The 22,415-nt window shown below is 41.7% G+C and carries 18 protein-coding genes; 5 read left to right on the top strand and 13 right to left on the bottom strand.

What is annotated here, in order from left to right; genetic code table 11:
- Positions 1 to 123 precede the first annotated feature (123 nt).
- The 4 genes from BQ5338_RS00620 to BQ5338_RS00605 form a co-directional block, all read right to left on the bottom strand.
- The gene (locus BQ5338_RS00620) at positions 124 to 2,367 is read right to left on the bottom strand and encodes a GH92 family glycosyl hydrolase (RefSeq protein ID WP_071144904.1); all 2,244 of its coding nucleotides are present in this window, start codon (positions 2,365 to 2,367) and stop codon (positions 124 to 126) included.
- Positions 2,368 to 2,390: 23 nt separating this feature from the next.
- Complete coding sequence (locus tag BQ5338_RS00615; protein ID WP_071144903.1) at positions 2,391 to 3,389, bottom strand: glycoside hydrolase family 130 protein; 999 nt, start codon at positions 3,387 to 3,389, stop codon at positions 2,391 to 2,393.
- A 52-nt stretch (positions 3,390 to 3,441) separates the two neighbouring features.
- Complete coding sequence (locus BQ5338_RS00610; RefSeq protein WP_071144902.1) at positions 3,442 to 4,698, bottom strand: MFS transporter; 1,257 nt, start codon at positions 4,696 to 4,698, stop codon at positions 3,442 to 3,444.
- Positions 4,699 to 4,967: 269 nt separating this feature from the next.
- Positions 4,968 to 6,833 (bottom strand): DNA polymerase III subunit gamma/tau, encoded by a 1,866-nt coding sequence (locus BQ5338_RS00605; RefSeq protein ID WP_071144901.1) that lies wholly within the window; start codon positions 6,831 to 6,833, stop codon positions 4,968 to 4,970.
- A gap of 132 nt (positions 6,834 to 6,965) precedes the next feature.
- Here BQ5338_RS00605 and BQ5338_RS00600 point away from each other — a divergent pair, with 132 nt between their 5' ends.
- Positions 6,966 to 7,274, top strand: a complete 309-nt coding sequence (locus tag BQ5338_RS00600) for an FtsB family cell division protein (protein ID WP_071144900.1) — start codon at positions 6,966 to 6,968, stop codon at positions 7,272 to 7,274.
- Entirely contained in the window at positions 7,271 to 7,612 is a 342-nt protein-coding gene (locus BQ5338_RS00595; RefSeq protein ID WP_071144899.1) for a hypothetical protein, read from the top strand. The genes BQ5338_RS00600 and BQ5338_RS00595 overlap by 4 nt, the downstream gene beginning before the upstream one ends.
- 139 nt (positions 7,613 to 7,751) lie before the next feature.
- Here the strand turns inward: BQ5338_RS00595 and BQ5338_RS00590 are convergent, their stop codons facing one another.
- The gene (locus BQ5338_RS00590; RefSeq protein ID WP_071144898.1) at positions 7,752 to 8,354 is read right to left on the bottom strand and encodes an OmpH family outer membrane protein; all 603 of its coding nucleotides are present in this window, start codon (positions 8,352 to 8,354) and stop codon (positions 7,752 to 7,754) included.
- Positions 8,355 to 8,380: 26 nt separating this feature from the next.
- On the bottom strand, positions 8,381 to 8,614 hold the full coding sequence (locus tag BQ5338_RS00585; protein WP_071144897.1) for a hypothetical protein: 234 nt from the start codon (positions 8,612 to 8,614) through the stop codon (positions 8,381 to 8,383).
- A gap of 242 nt (positions 8,615 to 8,856) precedes the next feature.
- On the opposite strand from BQ5338_RS00585, the gene BQ5338_RS00580 reads away from it, so the two are divergent.
- Together BQ5338_RS00580 and BQ5338_RS00575 are read left to right on the top strand one after the other, a co-directional pair.
- Complete coding sequence (locus BQ5338_RS00580; RefSeq protein WP_071144896.1) at positions 8,857 to 10,317, top strand: aminoacyl-histidine dipeptidase; 1,461 nt, start codon at positions 8,857 to 8,859, stop codon at positions 10,315 to 10,317.
- Between the two features lie 150 nt (positions 10,318 to 10,467).
- The gene (locus BQ5338_RS00575) at positions 10,468 to 11,493 is read left to right on the top strand and encodes an endonuclease/exonuclease/phosphatase family protein (RefSeq protein WP_139265142.1); all 1,026 of its coding nucleotides are present in this window, start codon (positions 10,468 to 10,470) and stop codon (positions 11,491 to 11,493) included.
- A 207-nt stretch (positions 11,494 to 11,700) separates the two neighbouring features.
- On the opposite strand, the gene BQ5338_RS00570 is transcribed toward BQ5338_RS00575, so the two are convergent.
- From BQ5338_RS00570 to BQ5338_RS00540, 7 genes are all read right to left on the bottom strand, one after another.
- Positions 11,701 to 13,275, bottom strand: a complete 1,575-nt coding sequence (locus BQ5338_RS00570; RefSeq protein ID WP_078063340.1) for a glycoside hydrolase family 28 protein — start codon at positions 13,273 to 13,275, stop codon at positions 11,701 to 11,703.
- Positions 13,276 to 13,286: 11 nt separating this feature from the next.
- Positions 13,287 to 15,584: a GH92 family glycosyl hydrolase gene (locus BQ5338_RS00565; RefSeq protein WP_071144893.1), complete on the bottom strand. Its 2,298-nt coding sequence runs from the start codon at positions 15,582 to 15,584 to the stop codon at positions 13,287 to 13,289.
- Between the two features lie 182 nt (positions 15,585 to 15,766).
- Entirely contained in the window at positions 15,767 to 16,711 is a 945-nt protein-coding gene (locus BQ5338_RS00560) for a metallophosphoesterase family protein (RefSeq protein WP_071144892.1), read from the bottom strand.
- Positions 16,712 to 16,850: 139 nt separating this feature from the next.
- The gene (gene fsa / locus BQ5338_RS00555) at positions 16,851 to 17,507 is read right to left on the bottom strand and encodes a fructose-6-phosphate aldolase (RefSeq protein ID WP_071144891.1); all 657 of its coding nucleotides are present in this window, start codon (positions 17,505 to 17,507) and stop codon (positions 16,851 to 16,853) included.
- A gap of 80 nt (positions 17,508 to 17,587) precedes the next feature.
- Complete coding sequence (locus tag BQ5338_RS00550) at positions 17,588 to 20,131, bottom strand: cation-translocating P-type ATPase (protein WP_205409923.1); 2,544 nt, start codon at positions 20,129 to 20,131, stop codon at positions 17,588 to 17,590.
- Between the two features lie 4 nt (positions 20,132 to 20,135).
- Entirely contained in the window at positions 20,136 to 20,570 is a 435-nt protein-coding gene (locus BQ5338_RS00545; protein ID WP_071144890.1) for a MarR family winged helix-turn-helix transcriptional regulator, read from the bottom strand.
- 176 nt (positions 20,571 to 20,746) lie between these two features.
- The gene (locus tag BQ5338_RS00540; protein ID WP_071144889.1) at positions 20,747 to 21,676 is read right to left on the bottom strand and encodes a DMT family transporter; all 930 of its coding nucleotides are present in this window, start codon (positions 21,674 to 21,676) and stop codon (positions 20,747 to 20,749) included.
- Between the two features lie 340 nt (positions 21,677 to 22,016).
- Here BQ5338_RS00540 and BQ5338_RS00535 point away from each other — a divergent pair, with 340 nt between their 5' ends.
- Positions 22,017 to 22,415, top strand: coding sequence for a HEPN domain-containing protein (locus BQ5338_RS00535; RefSeq protein WP_071144888.1), 399 nt, complete (start codon positions 22,017 to 22,019; stop codon positions 22,413 to 22,415).

Here is a 22,415-nt window from a genome sequence, read left to right as displayed (position 1 = left end):
TTAGTTTTCCATGGTGTAAAACTAATAGTTTAGCACGTTGAAACGATTGGTTTCAACGTGCTAAACCAGTACTTTCGATACGAGGAAACTTTGGTTTTATCACTAAGAAACAAATAAAGTGCATTATTCAAAAGAAAGTGTGCCTCCACGCAATAGCTCATCATGTGAAATGCGAAAGCCATTAATTGGTTTACCTCCCAAAAGTACTTTATGAGTGTATAGCTCATTCGAATTCTTACGTTTCACCTCAATGACTAGTTGCGATTGCTTATACCATTTAGGATTAAGCGCTATTGTTACCTTATCAAAGACAGGTGTAGTGAGCGTATATTCGGGCACTCCCGGACAATCGGGATAAAGTCCCATCATGCTGAATACCACCCAAGCAGACATTGTTCCAGCATCGTCATTACCGGGTATACCGTCGGGTTTGGCTGTAAAGTACTTATTCAATAAACGTTTCACTTCTTTCTGCGTACGCCATTCTTCTCCTTTGAAGTAACTGAAAAGATAGGGGTAAGCAATATCAGGCTCATTGGCCGGATCATAAAGTCCTTCGTCAAAAACTCGTTGAAGCTTCTCTACGAAAGCTTTCTTTCCACCCATTAATGTGGCTAAGCCTTTCACGTCGTGCGGCACATAAAAGGTATAGTTCCATGCATTCCCTTCATGAAAACCGGGACTTGGCTCAAAGTTCTCTCCTTGTCGCGGATTAAAAGGGGCATAAAATTGACCATTAGGTAACAATGGGCAAAGAGTGCCATATTTCTTGTTATAATACTGTTTATACCTCATCGACTGTTTGTAAAAACGCTCTGCATCTTCTTTCTTGCCTAAAGCAGCGGCAAAGCGAGAGAGCGCATAGTCGGCAATGTAGTACTCTAAAGCGTGAGAGACAGAATTGTCGTATTGTTCACGGAGTGGTACAAAGCCCAAAGCCAGATAGTCATCATTATCGGGACGCATCAGGTTCTTGTCTCCCGGCAAGGTAGCTGATTTGCGCATCGCTTCATAAGCCAGTTCTACATCGAAATCTCTCAAGCCTTTCATCCAAGAATCTACAATTACGGGAATACTGGGATCTCCTTCCATCGTCAGTGTTTCCCGACCATAAAGTTCCCATTTAGGCAACCAACCGTGTTCACGATACATATCAACCATGCTACGTACCATATCCATCTGACGCTCCGGATAAGCTAAAGTAAGTAGTTGATGTACATTCCGATACGTATCCCACAAAGAGAAAACAGTATAGCGATTGCCTTTTGTGGTCAGTATCTTCTCACTTTCCATAGCCGGATATTCTCCATTTACATCTTGCAAAACATTGGGATGGATCAGTAAATGGTAAAGAGCTGTATAAAATACTGTTTTCTGTTCTTCTGTACCTCCCTCCACACGTATACGCGAGAGGTCATTGTTCCATAGTTGACAAGCCGCCTTATGAACAGCTTCAAAGTCGGCAGTCGGTTGTTCTTTTTCCAGATTCAGTCGGGCATTCTCTATGCTAACAAACGAAACACCCATCTGCACTTCCACTTGTTCCGCGTCTTCGGTGTCGAAAGAAAAATAAACCCCAATATCATCGCCGGCTATTTCTTTTTTATAGTTCGTATAGAGTTTGTTCTTTCCACTATCTTTATCCCACTCAGCTTCCACACCCGTCATGGCTCGCTGTTTCTTCCAGTATCCACTACTCTGAGGTTTCTTATTCACCTTCATCACAAAGTAGATAGGAAACACAGCTTGCGGATTGTAGCAGAATGTACCCAGAAGTTTCATCCCTTCCACTTCATTCTCTCCTACCCGACGCATAAATGCTCCACTTTCGTTGGTAAGGCCTTCGCCTAAGTTGAGCAAAATGTGACTTTGTCCCTTGGGAAAGGTAAAGCGAGTAATTCCTGTACGTGGAGTAGCCGAGACTTCTGACTTTACATTATACTTTGTCAGATAGTTCGTATAGTATCCGGGTGATGCCTGCTCGTCACGATAACGACTACCATACGTTTTATAATCTACATTCAGTTCTCCGGTAGTGGCCATCAACAAAAGCGATCCTAACTCCGGACAACCTACTCCACTAAGATTTACATGCGAAAATCCGGTAAAGTAGCAATTACTATATTCGTAAGCCGTGGACCACCATCGAGCATCTTTATCATATTTATTATCAGCTGAACCCATCACATTAAATGGTACTACCGACATCATTCCACCGGGACAAACGGCTCCGGGGTTAGTCGTACCGAAATTAGTCGTACCAATAAAGGGGTTAACGTAATTAAGAAGGGGGAGACCATCTCCTCCCCTTCCATAAGAAAGGAGAAAGAAGATGGTCAGTGTGTTAGTTAATAAAAATCGTTTCATGATTATTCAGCCGAAAATGAGAATTAAATAATACTTGTACGCTTGGTAAACTCAATGATTTCCGGTATATAACCGAAAGCCAATCCGGTTACCGTATCGGCGCACCCATAATAGATGGCAATGCGTCCAGTATCCGCATCATGAAGTGCAGCACACGGGAAGCACACATTGGGTACATCACCCATACATTCGTACTCTTTTTGCGGAGAAAGCAGGTAAGGACCCGAGCGATATTTCACCTTCCATGGTTGGTCTAAGTCGAGTAGTGCCGAACCAAAGCTATATACAAATCCGTTACAAGAAGCCAACACGCCGTGATAGATCAACAACCATCCTTCGGATGTTTCTATCGGGATAGGGCCGGCACCAATCTTGGTACATTGCCAAGCGCTAACTTCAAATTTCGACGGCGACATAACATGTCTATGATGTCCCCAGAAGTCTAGATCGGGAGATTCACTATAAAAAATATCTCCAAAGGGAGTATGTCCATTATCGCTCGGGCGACTTAGCATAGCAAAGTTTCCGTTGATCTTCCTTGGGAACATGACTCCATTTCGATTAAAAGGAATAAATGCATTCTCCAACTGGTAGAAAGTTTCAAAGTCAAAGGTGTAAGCTACCCCTATTGTTGGGCCATGATAGCAGTTGCACCAAGTAACATAATAGCGGTCATCGATGAAACAAACCCGAGGGTCATATCCATACACCCATGCTCCGATCTCTTCGTCCTCACACTCAAAAGTCAAAGGTTCTTCATTGATATGCCAATGAATGGCGTCTTTACTAAAACCTACATGCAGACGCATTCTGCGATTCGTATCATCACAACGAAATACACCGGCATACCCTTCGTTAAAGGTTACCACGGCACTATTGAAAATACTGTTTGACGTAGGAAGCAAATTACGAGGTATAATGGGGTTGGCTGAACAACGCCATACAACATCTTTACAGCCGTCCGGACGTTCTTCCCACGGCATATCCGGCAGGGCTACACCTGCAATCTTAATTTCTTTCATACTCTTACTTAAAGTTTATAAAGGAAGCATCGGACGCTTCATTATTATTATTTTATTTACTATCACTATAGGTAAACGGCACTAGCCAAGTTACAATAAAAGCAGGAATAGTAGCAATCAACACCCAAATAAAGAAGTGTTCATAACCCAACCAATCACTCAGATAACCACTCATCATACCCGGAATCATCACACCTAAATTCATAATACCCGTGGCAAAAGCATAGTGAGCCATTTGATGTTTACCGGGAGCAACTTGCTGCATCATGAACAAGATGAGCCCTGCAAAGCCAAAGCCATAACCCAGATATTCAAAGATGATAGCCGTTGCAACGACCCCAAGCCCCGAAGGTTGATAAAAAGCCAAGAGGAAATATACTAAAAAAGGAATATTAAAGGCACAGCAGAGAGAAAATAGAACCTTTTTCAGTCCTCTAGCAGAAATATAATAACCAGCCAAAATGGAACCCAAAATAAAGGCAGCAGCCCCAAACGTTCCATAAATCAAGCCAATATCCTTTACAGCCAATCCCAATCCTCCATTTCCTACGGGAGCTTTGAGGAACAAAGGAACAATCTTCATGGCATATCCTTCGGCAAAACGATAAAGTATAATAAAGACAATATACCAGACAATATGTTTTTTTGCAAAAAAGGAGCGAATAACTTCCCACAATTTATTCAAGCTATCATTTACTGTGCGTATCTCACTAGCTGCCGCACCTCCCGAAGGTAACATTTTCATATGGTAGAAGCTGACACATATCATGATAATGGCGCAAATACCCATAATGATCATCCATGAATGTACGATTCCAAATGTTTCTTTCAGTGAACCAGCTAAATAAACCAATCCTCCATTGGCCAATATTTTAGCCAGATTATAGAAAGCCCCTTGCCAGCCGATGTATTTTGCTTGTTGAACGGGATTCAACTCAGAAAGATAGACACCATCTCCTGCAATGTCATGTGTGGCTCCACTAAATGCAATCACTCCCATCAACGCAATCGCATAGCAAAAGAAACTGGGTAAAGGCAACGAAAGTGCAACCAAAGCAAATCCCACGCCGGTCACTATCTGAGTAATCACCACAAAGTGCTTCTTCGTCTTAAACATCTCCAGAAAAGGGCTCCAAAGAGGTTTCAAGGTCCACGGAAGCATAATTAAGGAAGTCCAAAATGCTATTTGAGCATCAGATACTTCCATATCCGAGAACATTAAAACCGATACCATTGATAACACAACATAAGGAAGCCCCATGGCAAAATAGACAGTAGGTACCCAAGAGACAGGATTCGTCTTTTTCATCTTTTGATCATAATATTGTTTGGTTAATTCCGAGCCATCTAGCTAGATACACTTTTGATGAACGATCGCTAAGATTGTGCTTTTATTTATTATATACTACAACCGAAAGCCCGTAACTACTCATATATATATCATAAAAAACGTGAATGATCAGAATAAAACTGATCGTTCACGTTATATAGCAAGAAATATCCAAATATGATAAGACAATTCATCGTCACTCTTTCATAACCAAGAGAAAACTTTTGTATCTCGTTCGAGTAAGGATCTCAATAAAATTCCAGTCCAAATTCTTCTTTCAGAGTCATCAAATCATGATTCTTTTGAGCCATCATTTGGAACTTCTCTACTTTGCCGAAAGGACGTATTATTTCGTTCGCTTCGCTAATACGAACAGTTATCGTTAGTTTACTATTTTTAAGCCGATTGCGAAGATAAGATTGAATTTCAGGCAAAGCAGTCGTAAAATCTTTCGCCGTTAACTCATTGTCAACGACTATTCCACAAGCCACATCATCCAATTTCACCACTTTGATATTCTGCATTCGCATAGCCACAGCTCTTTGTTCTAGCGGAAGCTGACTGGCATATTCTCTCCAATAATAGTTCAGATCATTTTCGTTGAAAAGCTGATCTTCTTGAGTTGCCGTTTGTTGCGAATGCATTGCTTGCGCAGTTGATGCCGTTTTTCTCTCCTGATCTCCATTTTTTAATTGCTTGATAGAAAGCCCGATGCTGGAACTCTTCATCAAAGGAACTTTCTTTTCCGGCTTTGATTGTGCCCTGAGAATTGCCTGTGGCATGGCAGTAGGTGAAGTCGCTCCCAAAGAAGAAGACGGCTGAACAACTTGAGGAGTAACAGCCTGTTGAGTTGTAACCTGTTGAGTTGCAGCTTGAGGAATTACAGCATGAGGAATTACAGCATGAGAAGTTGCAGTTGTTGTATTGTTTACCACCTTAGGTTGCTGAGCTCCCGAAGGCGAATGAAAGACTGGTTTTAAAATTTGTTTAGGGCCACGCCCATGAGCTTCATCATCATCACCTTCGGTGAGTTGCGCCACCTGAATCAGTGTCAGTTCCACTAGCAATCGTTTGTTCTTACTTACACGATAGCTCATGTCGCAATCATTGCAAAGTTTCATTGCACGATATAAGAAAGGCAACTCGCATTTTTGCGATTGCACCTGATAGCGTTGGCGAATGCTGGAACCAACTTCGAGCAACGAAAGTGTAGAAACATCTTTGCTAACCAACAAATCACGAAAATGCGAAGATAATCCGGTGATAAAATGATTGCCGTCAAAGCCTTTATTTAATATATCATTAAACAAAAGCAGAGCATCCGTCACTTTATTCTCCAGAAAGCTGTCTGTTAACCGAAAGTAATATTCATAGTCCAGCACATTGAGGTTTTCAATCACACTCTGATACGTAATATTCCCTCCTGTGAAGCTAACGACCTGATCGAAGATGGAAAGAGCGTCTCGCATTCCTCCATCAGATTTCAAAGCGATCACATTTAATGCTTCCTGCTCAACTTTTATTTCTTCTTTCGAGGCCACATAATTCAGATGATTCACGGTATCTTCTACCGTAATGCGACTGAAATCATAAATCTGACAACGCGATAAGATTGTAGGCAGTATTTTATGCTTTTCCGTCGTAGCCAAAATAAAAATAGCATGATGAGGAGGTTCTTCCAATGTTTTAAGAAAAGCATTGAAAGCCGAAGTAGACAACATGTGTACCTCGTCTATAATATAAACTTTATACTGACCTATCTGAGGCGGGATGCGTACTTGTTCCACCAACTGACGGATGTCATCCACAGAGTTGTTGGATGCAGCATCTAGCTCATGTATATTATAAGATCGTTGTTCGTTGAACGCCACACACGATTCACATTCATTACAAGCCTCTCCATCGGCAGAAAGATGCATACAGTTGATTGTCTTGGCAAAGATACGTGCACAAGTCGTTTTGCCCACTCCACGAGGTCCACAAAACAAATAAGCATGAGCCAGTTTCTGAGTAGTAATGGCATTTTTAAGAGTAGTAGTAAGAGCTTCCTGCCCTACTACAGATTCGAACGTAGACGGACGATATTTACGGGCCGATACGATATAGTTCTCCATAATCCGGAATTCTCTGTTTTCTGTTTCTGCAAATGTACACAAAAAAAAGTCTTATGAGATAAGTTTTAAGTTAGAAGTTTTATCTTTGCATAATCAATTGTGTGTTTTATCCGTAACTCGTCATAAACAACCATGGACAAATTAATATCAATCTGGAATTTCATACGAAGGCATAAATACGTTATAACCACGCTCGTATTTGCTGTCATTATCGGTTTTCTTGATGAGAACAGTCTGGTACGCCGAATAGGTTATGCACGAGAAATCAACCGCTTACAAGAAGATATCGACAAATATCATTCGGAATATGAGGAAAACACCAAGCGCTTGAATGAACTGACCACCAATCCGGAAGCTATTGAACAGGTAGCTCGTGAAAAGTACTTGATGAAGAAACCAAACGAAGATATTTACGTATTTGAAGAAGAAGACAAAAAATGAAGAAACTAATCCCCGTGCTTTTCGCTGTAGGAGCCTTGCTACTACTAGCAGGAGCTGTTTTATTTATTTCCAAATGGCCTCTGGCTCCTTACATTTATACCATCGGTGCGGGCTTTGTTGCCATGGCACAAATAAACACTCCGTATGAAGGAACAAACAAAAACATCAAACGCCTCAGAAGGCAACAGATACTGGGAGCTCTCCTACTCGTTATGACAGGAGCTTTCATGTTTACCACTCACGGCAATGAATGGATCGCTTGTCTTAGCATTGCAGCAGTACTGGAGCTTTATACCGCTTTTCGTATTCCACAACTGGAAGAAAGAGATAAGAATTAAAGGCTTCTGTCATTTAGATCAAAGACTCTCTTATTCATCAGTGAAAGCATTCAACACAGAATGCCTTACCCCATAAAAAAAGTAGCAGCAAGGAAACCACCTTACTGCTACTTTTTTGTTCTAATTAGAACACTAATCATTATTTCTTTGAAGCAGAAGTATATCTTACGTTCAATCCTTCTACAATTTCTTTTGTAATATTGTAAGCACTATCAGCATAAAGAAGATTATCAAAACCTGTATTGCTGATGATCATGCTATAACCTTTAGTCTTATTATATATCTTCAAGAAAGAGTTGATTGAATCACGAAGTTGCAAACTATTCTTTTGATTTTCGGCAGCCAACTCATTTGACAATCGAGTTTGCAACTCTTGCAAATCTTGTTGTTTTTTGCTTATGCGAGCATGTTCCTGCTCTGCTCTGTCGCGGCTTACGAAAGCATTATTCTGCAATTTACGTTGAAAGTCCTGAGCCTCAGCATCGAGTTCGCGAGCTTTCTGATTCAGAGTAGCACGTATGTTCTCCTCTTTCTTCATCATTGCTTCATTAAGATCATTCCAGAAATTATATTGAGTAAGCAAAGTATCGATTTCAACATAAGCTATTTTCATGTTCGATGTGCCTATTGTTCCAACGGAAGCTTCTGGTGCCTTTTTCTCTGTCTTACCTGAACATTGTGCAAATAAAAAGATGACTGCAATAGCCGCAATTCCGCTGACGAAGTGGTTTGTTCTCTTCATAACTTATAAAATATAGTTTTTAATAATTAATTCATACTATCATTTAAGGTTTGCTCAACGTCACGAAAAGAAAACCGAGGTTTATTTCGTGCTTCCCTATCTTGAGATTGGGCGCAACTAATTCCTCTTTCTTTAAAAATCGGATTTCCACTTACGTGACCGTTAGGGAACTTACCTCCTCTCACAAAAAAGACTTTTAAGCCTAATAATCCGAGAGAAATAGCAACTATTAACAGAGTTATCAGTATTGTATTGAGCATTTCTACTAATTTTGTGAATGCAAATATAGAGTTTTGTATGGACTATGCCTTCTTTTTTTGGATAAAAAAAAGAAAATGATTTATCATCTAAGAGCCTATTTAACCATATTTAGCAATAAACGGTTAAAATATACAAGAAACCGAACTTTTGCCACAAAATTCCCTTTAAGTAATGAGAATAAGCAAGCAAAAAAAGAATAACTATATTTTAACCTCAATTATGAACTCCTAAAACAAGAAACATGGAATTATCTGAATTAAAACCAACTGCTGTTTTTCATTATTTCGATGAAATATGTAAAGTGCCTCGTCCTTCTAAAAAAGAAGAAAAAATTATCGCTTTTCTAGAGGCATTCGCAAAAGAGCATAAACTGGAAATACTCAAAGATGAGTGTGGCAACATATTAATAAAGAAACCTGCAACTAAAGGTAAAGAACATTTAAAGACTGTAGTGCTGCAATCGCATGTAGATATGGTGTGCGAGAAAAATAACGATGTAACACATGACTTCCTTACGGATCCTATTGAAACGGAAATTGACGGCGAATGGTTGAAGGCGAAAGGTACAACTCTTGGCGCTGACAATGGAATCGGAGTTGCTACCGAACTAGCTATTCTAGCTGCTAACGATATCGAGCACGGTCCGATTGAATGTTTGTTTACTGTAGATGAAGAAACAGGGCTGACTGGTGCATTTGCCCTGAAAGAAGGATTTCTAAGCGGAGAAATATTGCTTAATCTTGACTCTGAAGATGAAGGGGAACTTTTTATTGGTTGCGCCGGTGGCATAGGTTCAATTGGTGAATTTCACTACAAAGAAGTAACTGTACCCGAAAACTATTTCTTCTTTAAAGTAGAAGTAAAAGGATTAAAGGGCGGACACTCAGGAGGTGATATTCATCTCGGAAGAGGTAATGCCAATAAAATCCTAAATAGATTCCTCAGCCAAACGGCTCAAAAATACGATTTATATCTCAGCGAAATAAATGGAGGCAATCTGCACAATGCTATTCCTCGTGAAGCATACGCCATCTGCGCTGTGCCTCATGATGCAAAGGAGTTGGTTAGAATAGATCTTAATATATTCTCTGCCGATTTAGAGAATGAATTATCTGTCACTGAGCCCAACTTGAAGTTAGTTTTACAATCAGAGACTCCCCGTAAAACAGCGATTGATCAAGACACCACTGCCCGTTTGTTGAAGACACTATACGCCACTCCCCACGGAGTATTCGCTATGAGTCAGGACATCCCCGGATTGGTAGAGACTTCAACCAACCTAGCTTCAGTAAAGATGCAAGAAGGAAATGTGATAAAGATAGCAACAAGTCAACGTAGCTCTATTCTTTCTGCCCGTAACGACATGGCCAACACTGTGCGTGCTGCTTTTGAACTTGGAGGAGCTAGTGTTTCATTTGGTGAGGGGTATCCGGGATGGAAACCAAACCCACATTCTGAAATATTAGAAGTTACAGCTGCTTCTTATAAACGTTTGTTTGGAGTTGAAGCTAAAGTGAAAGCAATACATGCTGGCCTGGAATGCGGCTTGTTCCTCGACAAATATCCTGCATTGGATATGATCTCATTCGGACCTACGCTCACCGGTGTTCATTCTCCCGATGAGAGAATGCATATTCCTTCCGTCGACAAATTCTGGAAACATTTGGTTGATGTATTGGCTAACATTCCTGAGAAAAAGTAATTAATCGACAACACGATTATATGAATAAATAAGGGTTATCAAAGAAACTGCGGTTTTCTAGATAACCCTTATTCTTTGCCGTTTTCATTCTAGACTCACGGACTAACTAATTACCACACTCATCAAATGACTTTTTTACAAAAACAAACTCTGCTCTTTTCCATCTTTCTTCTGCTCATTGCAACGAACCTGAAAGCGCAAGAAAGGACGTCTTTTCGTCTGATGTTCTGGAATGTAGAGAATCTCTTCGACTGCAAACATGATACATTAAAGAATGACAAGGAATTTCTCCCAACCTCTATGCGTGCTTGGAACTACGGACGATATAAAAAGAAATTGGCCAATGTAGCGCGTACCATCACTGCGATTGGCGAATGGGCTCATCCGTTACTTATTGGTATGTGTGAGGTTGAGAATGATAGTGTATTGCGTGACATCACCTTATATTCTCCTCTAAAAAAAGAGAATTACCAATACGTAATGACAAACTCACCGGATAGGCGGGGCATTGATGTAGCGCTTCTCTATCAACGCGGGAGTTTCAAATTATTAGATTGGGAGCCACTTCACATTTCTCTTCCCGGCAAACATTCGTATCCCACGCGGGATATTCTTCATGTCACCGGACGGATCATCAACGGCGATACTTTGGACGTTTTTGTGGTGCATCTCCCATCTCGCTTAGGTGGACAGAAAGCGTCTGAACCAAATCGTGTCTGTGTAGCTGAAAGAATAAAAGCTGCTGTTGACAGTCTGTTCCTTGTTCGCACTCAGCCTAAAATCATCATAATGGGAGACTTCAATGATTACCCGGAAAACAAATCAATATCCGAAGTGCTCGAAGCGGTTGCTCCTCCTAATCATCCTGAGCCTCATCATTTATATAACTTATTGGCCAGCAAAGCTAAAGATCGTAACTTTGGTTCGTATAAATATAAGGGAGAATGGAATTTACTCGATCAGCTCATTGTTTCGGGCACGCTGCTGTCTCCAGATAGTCGTTTTTATACGAACGAAACAAAAGCGCATGTGGCCCGACTTCCTTTTCTACTCATAGAGGATGAGAAATATGGCGGAGAACAACCTTTCAGAACGTATAATGGAATAAGGTATCAAGGTGGTTTTAGCGATCATCTACCCGTCTACGTGGATTTCTCTGTCGGTGCTTCCAAATAGAATGAACGCAACCCGTCCTATACTAAAGCGAAGAATAAAAAGGCTATTTGTCCATATTTAAGAGCATATTAGAATAGCCCCTACAAGACTTCTGATATCCATTTTTCAAGCCCAAATGGATCGTGCACAACGTGCAAATAGAACGTGCACGTTTCGCACGGTAAACGTGCACGTTCAAGAGATGAAACGTGCACGATTACCAAAAGCCTATTTTTTTGCCTTTGCAGAGCTTTTGGAAGCTTTCAAAACAAGAGAGAAACGATTATTAATTTGTTCAATTCCTTTACATGTTGCTTTATCTACCGACAAAGCTTGTTTCATTCCCGGCGAAAGTCTGCAATTCTCAATCATCGCATCTGTTACATGCTTCATGTCGACGGCCGGATAGAGTAGTCCAGGAGATTGGTTCAGCCTCAATCCATTCAATCGGACATCTTTTACTTTATCAAAATAGAAAGCACTTCGCCACACTTGTTCGGGATGTTCCTTATCCCAGATCACTTCGCAGTCTGTGAGCTGTAACTTCTCTACATTCATAAATTCAAATCCATGCTTCGATCGTTTATCAACCGCATCTTCGTGCTGCATAAAGAGTTGCACATTCGCAAAGCGAACGTTCTCTATCGTACTATCAAATCCTTCCAAACGGATGCCACTCTGAGAGTGAGCAATGATATTTTGAAAGGAAACATTCTTCACTCCACCTGCCGAATGCCCTTTTTCTCTTTCCTGCACAGTGATCCAGATTGCATCACCATTGCCCCACCAAAAAGTAGCTTTGCGTACTGTATTGATTATCAGATTAGAAAAGAGAATATCACTCACCTCTCCGCCATCACGGATAATCATATTAATCCCTCTATTCGCATCATTAATCACACAATTGCTCACAGTGATGTTTCTGAAAGCCGAGAAAGATTCCGTCCCCAATTTTAGGGCAGCAGACGAGGAAGTCAATACGCAATTGGTCACAGTCACAAATTCACAAGGCCTGCTTTCGCCTCCCTGACGAGTTGTTTTCAAGCAAAGCCCATCGTCGCCCGTGTTAATGACACAATCGGAGATCAAGACATTGCGACATCCATCAATATCCAATCCATCGGCATTCAACCCATTACCCGGATTAGAGTATATATAAACACCTCGCACAAACACCCTGTCGCACCACTGAAGGTGCACGGACCAGAAAGAAGACTCAATCACCTGAATATTGTCAATATGCACATTTGTGCAATTCGTGAAGTTAATCACTCCCGGGCAAGGTGGCACTTTTCGATATTTCGTCTGATAATCGACTCCATACTTAGCTGCATTAGCGATCTCTCTGCCTGTCACAAAGTCAGTATTGATGCCTTGTTGAGGTTCTCTCCTGAACTGCTCTCTCACCGCTTGCCCATTGAGCGTTCCTGTTCCGGAAACAGATATATTTTCAACGCCAAAAGCGGCAAGTAGCACTTCCACCAAACTAGCATCAGTCGCTCCTACTCTTATACGAGTATCTTTATAATCGCTACTTTTTCTGCTTGCATAGATTGTTGCTCCGCCCGCTAAGTGAAAATCAACATTACTTTTGAGAGCTATTGTGGCACACAAATAATTACCTGCTGGCACATACACAGTTCCGCCCCCGTTGGCCGAACATTCATCAATGGCCATTTGCATGGCTTTCGACGACAAAACAGTCGTGTCGCCGACTGCCCCGTAATCCATTACATTGTAACTTTTCGCTAAAACAGAAAGAGTAACCGAGCATAAAGCCAAGCATATCAAAAACTTCTTCATAGATCTTATTATTACTTAGTAATAGAAGAAGGACAGGCATTCAAGGCCGTCCCCCATTGCGTGTTAGGTTCCTTGCCCATGATGAATTCAAACGAAGAACCCGACAATATATCTGAATGAGAAATGTAGTTCTTCTCATAGGACTGACCATTTTTGGTAACCGACTGTATATAGATATTTTCTTCGGAGGCATTCTGCGCTTTTAAAGTGAAAGTCTTTCCATTTTCCAAGTGCAAAGTCAAGCGCTTAAAAATGGGACTGGCCAACAAATAATCCGACGTACCGGGACAAACAGGATAAAAGCCCATTGCGGCAAACACGTACCAGGCTGACATCTGTCCGGCATCATCATTGCCCGATAAACCACCCGGAGTGTTTTGATACTCACTCAGCATGATGTGGCGAACATATTGTTGTGTTTTCCAAGGCTGACCCACATAATTAAAGAGATAAGCCACTTGGTGACAAGGTTCGTTTCCATGCCAATAACGCCCCTCGGTAAACATTGAATCGAGTTTAGAAGAAAACGGATCTCTACCACCCATGCACTTTGCCAATCCAGATATATCTTGAGGAGCGTACCACGTATAGTGGCAAGGAGCGCCCTCGGTGATAAACGAAGCAAACTGAAAAGCATTATTCGCTTTCAGAAACCGTCCGTCGGCATATCGTCCCTGCGCATATCCGGTTGACGGATCTATCACATTCGCATAATTGTGTGCGCGACGCATCAATACTTCATAATCGCTTGTCTTACCAAGTTTCTGAGCTACCTGAGCCAACACATAATCATCATAAGCATATTCTAGCGTTCGCGAAACCTGCTCTTTGGTATGAAAAGCATCAGGCACAGAATCTTCCAAAGGAATGTATCCATATTTCAGATACGAGGCAAGCGCACGTCTGCCCATCCCATTTTTGTAATCATCCGGATCGGTTGGAGATTCAAACGCATTTTTCCTCATCCCTTCGTAAGCCTTTTCTATATCAAAGCCACCAATACCTTTTATATAAGCATCGCCCAAAACAGAAATACAATGGTCGCCAATCATGGCAGCAGTATAACTATTCCAACAAGGAAAAATGGGCAACCAACCTCCTTGCTCGTACTTATTGACCAATGATTGCATCATCTGCGAGGCCTGCTGAGGATAGAGTATATTCAGTAAAGGATGCAAAGCCCGATAAGTGTCCCACATGCTGAAATCATCGTAATAATTTCCCTTCAAGGTCTTGCGTATGGGCGTTCCTTTAGCAAAAGAAGGATACGAACCATCAACATCATTCATCGTTCTTGGCAAAAATGAAGAGCGATATAGCGCCCCATAAAATTGGTCTTTCTTTGCTTCGTCTGGCGTCTCAACTTCCACAGTCGAGAATCTTTTCTCCCAGACACCGGTAAGTTCTTTCTTCACCCGGTCAAAATTCCAATCAGGAATTTCCGCTTCCAAGTTTTGTTTGGCTCCCTCAAGGCTCGCAAAAGAAGAAGCAGACTTCGCTACTATCTCTTCACCCTTACCAACCTTGAAGTGAATATAAGCGCCTATGTTTATCTTTTTACCTATTGATTTTCGTCCTTCAAAAACTTCATTGCCTTGATAAACCCCATAAGAAGCTATTTCTTTGGTAAACCGCACAACAAAATAACCGCTAAATCCCGCAGGCTCGCCCCATCCCTGATAGATGCGATGAACAGGATTATACCCTCTGATCTCTTTTCTCTCCGCATCAATCTCAATGTATCCTTCGCCTTCATCACTATTCGGATTCACAATGAGATAAGCATCGCCTCCTTTGCTATATGTAAAACGAAAGATAGCAGAGCGAGACGTCCCTGTCATTTCAGCTTTCACCGCATAGTTTTTGAGGCGAACAGCATAGTAAGAAGGAGTGGCTATTTCTTCATCGTGAGAAAAAGTATCTCCTCTTTCCTGAGGAAGGCATTTCAAGTTTCCTGTCGTAGTCATCAGTGTCATGGAGCCATAATCCTGCGTGCAACCACCCACAATCCAATGTGAATTTCGAAAACCTTGAATCAGTGTATCTTTGTAATAGTAGGGTGCCACACACTTTCTCTCCGTATCTTGCGTTTGCGGCGTCCAGAAATTCATGCCATTTGGAGCTAATACAGCAGGCAATGTTTGACCATATTCTTCGGAACTCTTCCCGAATTTGCCGGCAGTTTTCGTGGTACTTGCCGCTGTCCCTACCCGAGTATCAACACGATGGGTCAGATCTCCTTTTGCCTGACTACCCGAGCATATCAACAAGAAGCAAATGGCAAGGTAGAGAGTATTGTTGCGTTTCATTTCATTCTAATTTTAAAGTACTAGATTCAAACAAGGCAAAGATAGGAAAACGGGGCTATTTGGTGGTAGAAAAACAACAATAGTTAGTGTAATTTTGAACAGTACACGCAAAAAAGGGGAAAGTCGAAACTTTCCCCTTTACCTATCGTTTAATCTGAGATTCTTGTAGAAGCGTACTTCTCTTATGGCAAATATACGCCTGTAGCAGTACGAACATACGTGTCCATTTCTCCATCTTGCTTTATCACAATCACTCGCCCGCCACGCTCCAATGAGCCATAAGAGGCAAAGCCCGTTTTGCGACCATAACACAGACGGATTCCTGCTAGCGTGGCAACAAAATCATTATTATGATCATGTCCCGCAAAAGTAGCTTTCACATCTTTCTGCTGAACGAAAGCAAAGAACAATCCACTATTTAGCAATGGAGAACATACTTTCTCTGTTTTGTTGCCCGGTGTTGTCGGCAGCAAACGCACATATTCATACTCGGGTACAGGGATATGGAAAAAAGCCAATGCAGGAACAACCTTACCCGCTTTCGCTTTTATTTTGTTGCTTTGATCAACATACCAGTCTATCTGACTTCTCTTCACCCAGTCATAATAACCCACCGTGGAGTCATTAGTATAAGCATGAGAGTCTAAAAGAAACAGATCCCATGCAGGCGCTTTGCCGGTAGAATCGAGTATGGGCAACACACAATTTCCTACTCCATCAACACCCTTTCCTGCATCCGTGGTTAGGTTATAAGGGTTCTTCATTAAATGCTGCAAGATTTGTTCTTTCGGCAAATCAGTCTCCGTATCGTGATTACCAAACGTCACAGCAAACGGCAACTTTCGTTCTTCTATCGGAACAAGCAGATCATCCCAGCCCTGAAGGACGCCTTTGGAAACGACCACATCTCCCGTAAAGATGACCAAATCAGGTTTCTCAGCATCCAGCACGGCACGGATTACCGCTAATGTGCTGTCGTTCTTCAGTTTATTTTTATCAGCTGTGTTCCAATGAACATCAGTAAACTGCACTATTTTAAAGCTTTCATTGGTGAATTTCAACACCGGTTTACCGGCAGTAGCCGAAACAGCTATTGCTACAAATAAAGCAAGAAAAAGTTTTTTCATAACTATCATTACTTAAAAGAAGAGGAAAAGATCTAGAATTATAAAAAACCGACGGTTAAAAAAATAACGCCGGTTTTCCTATTTAACTTATATTTTCTTTAAAGAAACACGTTTTTCTAGCAAGAAATAATGCTGAAAATTAACCGTTCACTTTATGATAATCTTCTAAAAAGGTTTTCAATCCTGAAGTTGTTAGTGGGTGATTCAACAAACCTTTAATGGCGCTCAGCGGACAAGTAGCCACATCGGCACCTACTTCCACACACGCTAGGATGTGCTTCGTATTTCGGATAGAGGCAGCAAGCACTTGTGTCTGGTAACCATAATAGCGGAACATTTCCACAATTTGTCCCACAAGCACAACGCCATCTTCTCCAATATCATCCAGTCGGCCCACAAAAGGAGACACATAAGTAGCTCCGGCTTTGGCAGCAAGCAGTGCCTGACCAACAGAGAAGATTAATGTACAATTGGTACGGATTCCTTTGTCCGAAAAGTATTTAATCGCCTTAATACCCTCAGCGATGCAAGGTATTTTCACTACAATGTGAGGATTCAGAGCTGCGAGCTCACTTCCTTCACGAATCATTCCCTCATAATCGGTTGCAATCACTTCGGCACTCACATCAGCCTGCACAATGTTACATATTTCTACGTAATGAGCACGTTGGTTTTCAGTACCTTTGATGCCTTCTTTGGCCATTAATGAAGGGTTTGTCGTAACCCCGTCCAAAACACCCAGATCATGAGCTTCACGTATCTGGTCTAAATTGGCAGTATCAATAAAAAACTTCATGATATATTATTTTTTTAAGTAAATACTAAATTTATATCATGTAACATACTGATGGGCCAACTTGTTCATAATGAACAGCGTTAGAGTTTTCTTAGTTTGAAAAACTTATAAAGCTCAAACCAAGTTATTGTGCTGATGCCCACAAGCAAGGCAACTAGCACCTCCCAAATGGTAAGTGGTGAAAATTGAAAAAGCCGTTGCAAAAAGGGTATATTCAAAATCAATAAAATGAATAGAGCGGCTGATCCTGCGACCCATTTGACCGTTGGATTGGGGGTACGAATAATCGTGAAAATGGATTCGCTCCAAGAGCGATTTGTCAGTATCGTTAAGATATTGGCCACTATCAGTGCTGTAAAAGTCATCGCTCTCACTTCTCCAATAGTGTAACCGAGCTCTAAGGTAACAAAATACATTGCTAATGTAGCGATCAACACCCATATGCCCTGAAAACAACTCAACAAGATTTTACTAGGACCGAAAAAAGGTTCATCCACTTTTCGTGGAGGTCGAGACATTACATTCTTCTCGGCTCTCTCAGCCTCGAATATGATGGAACAAGCGGGATCGATGATCAGTTCCATAAAGACCACGTGAACCGGCCATAAAATCAAAGGCAGGTCTGCAAAGAAAACAGGGATCAGGGAGAGTCCCGCAATCGGAACATGGATTGCAAAGATATAACCCAACGCCTTTTGAAGATTGTCGAATATCCGACGCCCCATCTTAATGGCTCCAACAATAGAGCCGAAATTATCATCCATCAACACAAGTGCCGAAGATTCTCTCGCCACATCTGTTCCCTTTTCGCCCATTGCTATGCCTATGTTGGCTGCTTTTAGGGCTGGAGCGTCATTGACTCCGTCGCCCGTCATAGCCACCACCTCATTATTATGCTTCAGCGCATTGACGATCTTTAGTTTCTGTTCGGGAATCACTCGGGCAAACACATTAACCGTTTTAATCTTCTCACTCAGTTCCTTTTCATCCATAGCAGCAAGTTCGCTACCTGTAATGCATTGCTGATAGTTCTGCAAACCGATTTCACGAGCGATGTTTTGAGCCGTAACAGGATAGTCACCTGTAATCATTATTACTCTGATTCCCGCCTTATGACACTCTTTAACGGCAGTTGGCACCTCTTTACGTATCGGGTCAGAAAGTCCGATAAGTCCCACAAACTCAAAGTCAAAGTCATGTTGCGCATCAGGCAATCGGTCTTCAGAGATACTCGATTTGGAAACGCCCAATACACGTAAGCCCTCCGATGCCATCGCCTGAACGGCAGTAGCATATTTTGCTTGCATTTCGGTGTCAAGGTGACAAAGATCAAAGATAGCTTCGGGCGCACCTTTAGCAGCGATAAGCAGCTCGTTGGTTTCTTTGTTGCGAAACACTCTCGACATGGCAAGCAACTCTCTGGAAAGCGAATATTCCTTCACCATTTCCCAGTCGTGATGCAAGTGCTCAGTGCCTTTCAAGAACAGTTCGCCAATGCCGCCAATCGCCTTTTCCATTGGATCAAACGGATTTGTCTGACTCGAAAGTATCCCGTATTCGATGATATTGTGATACTGTTCGGGAAACTCATTTGCGTCTTTAGAAACCCAAAAATTCTCCTTATTATATATCTTGGCAACCTTCATTTTGTTTTCGGTCAACGTTCCCGTTTTATCGGTACAAAGCACCGTTGCAGAGCCCAATGTTTCAATAGCAGAAGGTTTACGGGTTAGCACGTGTTTCTTTGAAATTCGCCACGCTCCAACGGCCATAAAGATAGTCAACACAACAGGAAATTCTTCCGGCAACATGGCCATGGCCAACGTAATACCGGCCAAGAAACCTTTTAACAATTCTCCTCGTGTGATTGTATAAATGGCTATGACCAATAAACACAATCCAACCCCTGTTATCGTAAGGCGTTTGACCAACGTTTCTATCTCTACCTTTAGTTTGGTTGGAGACTCTTTCACCTCTTTGATAGCTTTGCCGATTTTCCCTATTTGCGTGTCCATCCCTGTGTGAGACACTCTGGCGATGCCATTACCCTGCACAACCATCGAACCGGAATAAACGAAGGGTTGATCATCACCTCCGGGTTGAATATCTTCATCCTCTCCCGCCCAATCGTGTTTGCGCACCGGCACAGATTCGCCTGTCAGCAAAGACTCGTCGACCAGCAGACTAACGCTTTTTATTACAGTTGCATCGGCCGGTATTCTATCTCCTTCTTGTAAAACTAAGAGATCATCGCAAACCACCTCACGACCGGGAATACGCTTCTCTATCTTTTCGCGAATGACCAGAGCACGCGGACTAGCCAAGTCTTTCAGAGCGTCCAAAGCCTTTTCACTTTTCCGTTCCTGATTGAACTCAATGCCCATCACCACGAAGACAAACCCCAAAAGCATAATTCCCTCTTCAATATCTCCAAGAATCATATAGAGCGTGCCGCAAGCCACCAGCAACAAAAACATCGGTTCTTTTATCACCCCGAATATAATCATCCAGAAGTTCCGTGAGCTACTTCCTTGTAATTCATTATATCCATTTTTGGCAATTCTATCCGCTACCTCCTCAGAGGTAAGACCCGAAAAGTCCGAGTCATTTGTCATTTTTTTCATACGGTCAGTCTTTTATTCTTTTTGAAGAAGCTATAATTTTATTCAATAACGTAGCAAAAGTATCCAGCTCGTCCTTGTTGAGTTTTCGAGCAACCAATTCCACTAAAGAGTCATGTGCATAATCATGTCGCTTATTGATTTGTTTTCCCACGTCAGTCAGATGCAAGTGTGAACTTCGTCTATCAGCATCCGAATGTACTTTGTAAACGCACCCCTTCGTGATGAGACGGTCGATAACAATCGTCACAGAAGGCTTTTTCAGTCCCAAAGCAGCAGATAGCTCAGTAATACTTGGATTATCTAACTCCTGAATCGTTTCCAGGTAATTGATTTGGGTTGAAGTCAAATCCTTAATATCACAATGATCCTTTGCCTCCTCTTCGGCTTCGGAAATGAGTCTGGAGAAACGAGCAATATCGTCTTTAATTTTATTGTTCATATAACATCTTCATTAGAAATATGGCACAAATATAGTTAGTTAGCCCTAACTAACAAAACAAATGAAAGAAAAATATTTTCTTTCACCACATTCAGTAGAAAATAACAATTCCGCTAAAAAGCAGCGAACCATAGGATCACAGATTTTATGATTCAAAAAAGGCGATGGATACTGATTTAGATAAAGAACAGCGATACGCCAATCACACTGATAATTGCTCCGATCACCTCTCTTGCAGTAATCTTCTGCTTAAAGATAAAGTGAGAGGGCCATAGAATAAATATGGGAGTAAGCGCCATCAAGGTAGAAGCGATGCCAGCCTCAGTGTATTGCACAGCCATCAACGAAACTGAAACGCCAATAAAGGGACCGAAGATGGTAGCGCCCAAAGCAGCTTTCATCCCTTTTCCATCACGAACGGCCACGGGCATTGTGTGAAATTGATTGCGAAGCCACATCACAGCCAAGAAGCCAAGTCCGCCTGTAATGGCACGAATAAAGGTGGAAGCAAAAGGCAACAAATCGGAAACATTCGTCATGTTTGCCGGAATAGAGATCTCATAATAGTTCATCCCGACCTTGCTCAACACCAGTCCGATGCCTTGCCCAACACCGGCTCCAACACCAAACAACACGCCTTTCAATGGCAGCTTGAGACCGATTCGATGAGTGGTTCCTCTACTCAACACGGACAAGCCAATTCCTGCGAGCGTGATAAGCATCCCTACCACTGTTTGCAAGGAGAGTTTCTCTCCCAATATTACCCAGCCGGAGATAGCCGCAGAAATGGGGGCCAGCGTCATAAACAGTTGGCCGAAACGGGAACCAATTAAAATATAGGAATTGAAAAGGCAATAATCGCCCAAAACATAACCAACAAAGCCAGAAAGCGAGAGCCAGAACCAAGTTGCTCCATCGGCATAAGTGGGGTAAGGAACTCCGGTAAACCACCATAAAGTGGCGCCCAGCATGAGTATGGAGAGCGACATGCGAATCACATTTAGTTGCAATGAGCCAAGTCGTTTGCTCGCTACTTCGGAAAAAAGAGCAGTTGCTGTCCACGAAACAGCTACACCGATTGAGAGTACCTCGCCAAAATATTGCATTTTGTTCTATTTTGGCGCAAAGTTACAAAAAAAAACAGACGAACAATCTTTATCCAAACGTCATCTATCGAACCTTTGGCGCAATCGCTCACTAAGGAGCAATCGACAATGCCTAAAAAGGGATAATACATCGTCGAAAAACAGTGAAAAACAAGTCATTTGATAAACGTTCAGGCAACATAACGCTTTCATACACGAGCAATATTTAGTGATCAAGGCGACTTATTTGGTTGCAGGCCGATGAATGAAAAAAAGGAAGAAAACACTTGCATCGTTATTGCAAATACAACAATAATAACTACTTTTGTGGATTAAAAAAATAATCAATAGCACAACATACATGTCCGCTTTATCCGATAAATCAAACTTAAACATTAGCGCAGCGGAATTGTTGTATAAAGAAAACCATTATGATAGTGTTTGCCATCCGGCATACTATGCATGCTTACAACTAATAAAGCATACACTATGCAAAAACGGCATCAGCTTAGAACAACAGGCTATAGAAGCCAGTAGCTCCTACAGAGGCAATACACATCAATACTTAATCGAAAAAATGAAGTTGATGGTTAACAACAAGAGAGGTACCAATGACGGCAATGACTTTAGACGCAAGATCAGAGATTTAAAGCTAACCAGAGAAGATTCAGACTACAAAGATATCCGCATTTCGTCAGACACAAGCCGCAAATCGATTAATCTGGCAAAAGAATTACAATTAGTCATACAATCAGTATAA

The organism is Bacteroides ihuae (assembly GCF_900104585.1).
GTDB lineage: Bacteria > Bacteroidota > Bacteroidia > Bacteroidales > Bacteroidaceae > Bacteroides > Bacteroides ihuae.
Note: the sequence above shows the minus strand (reverse complement) of the source record. Positions and strands in the feature narration are given on the sequence as shown.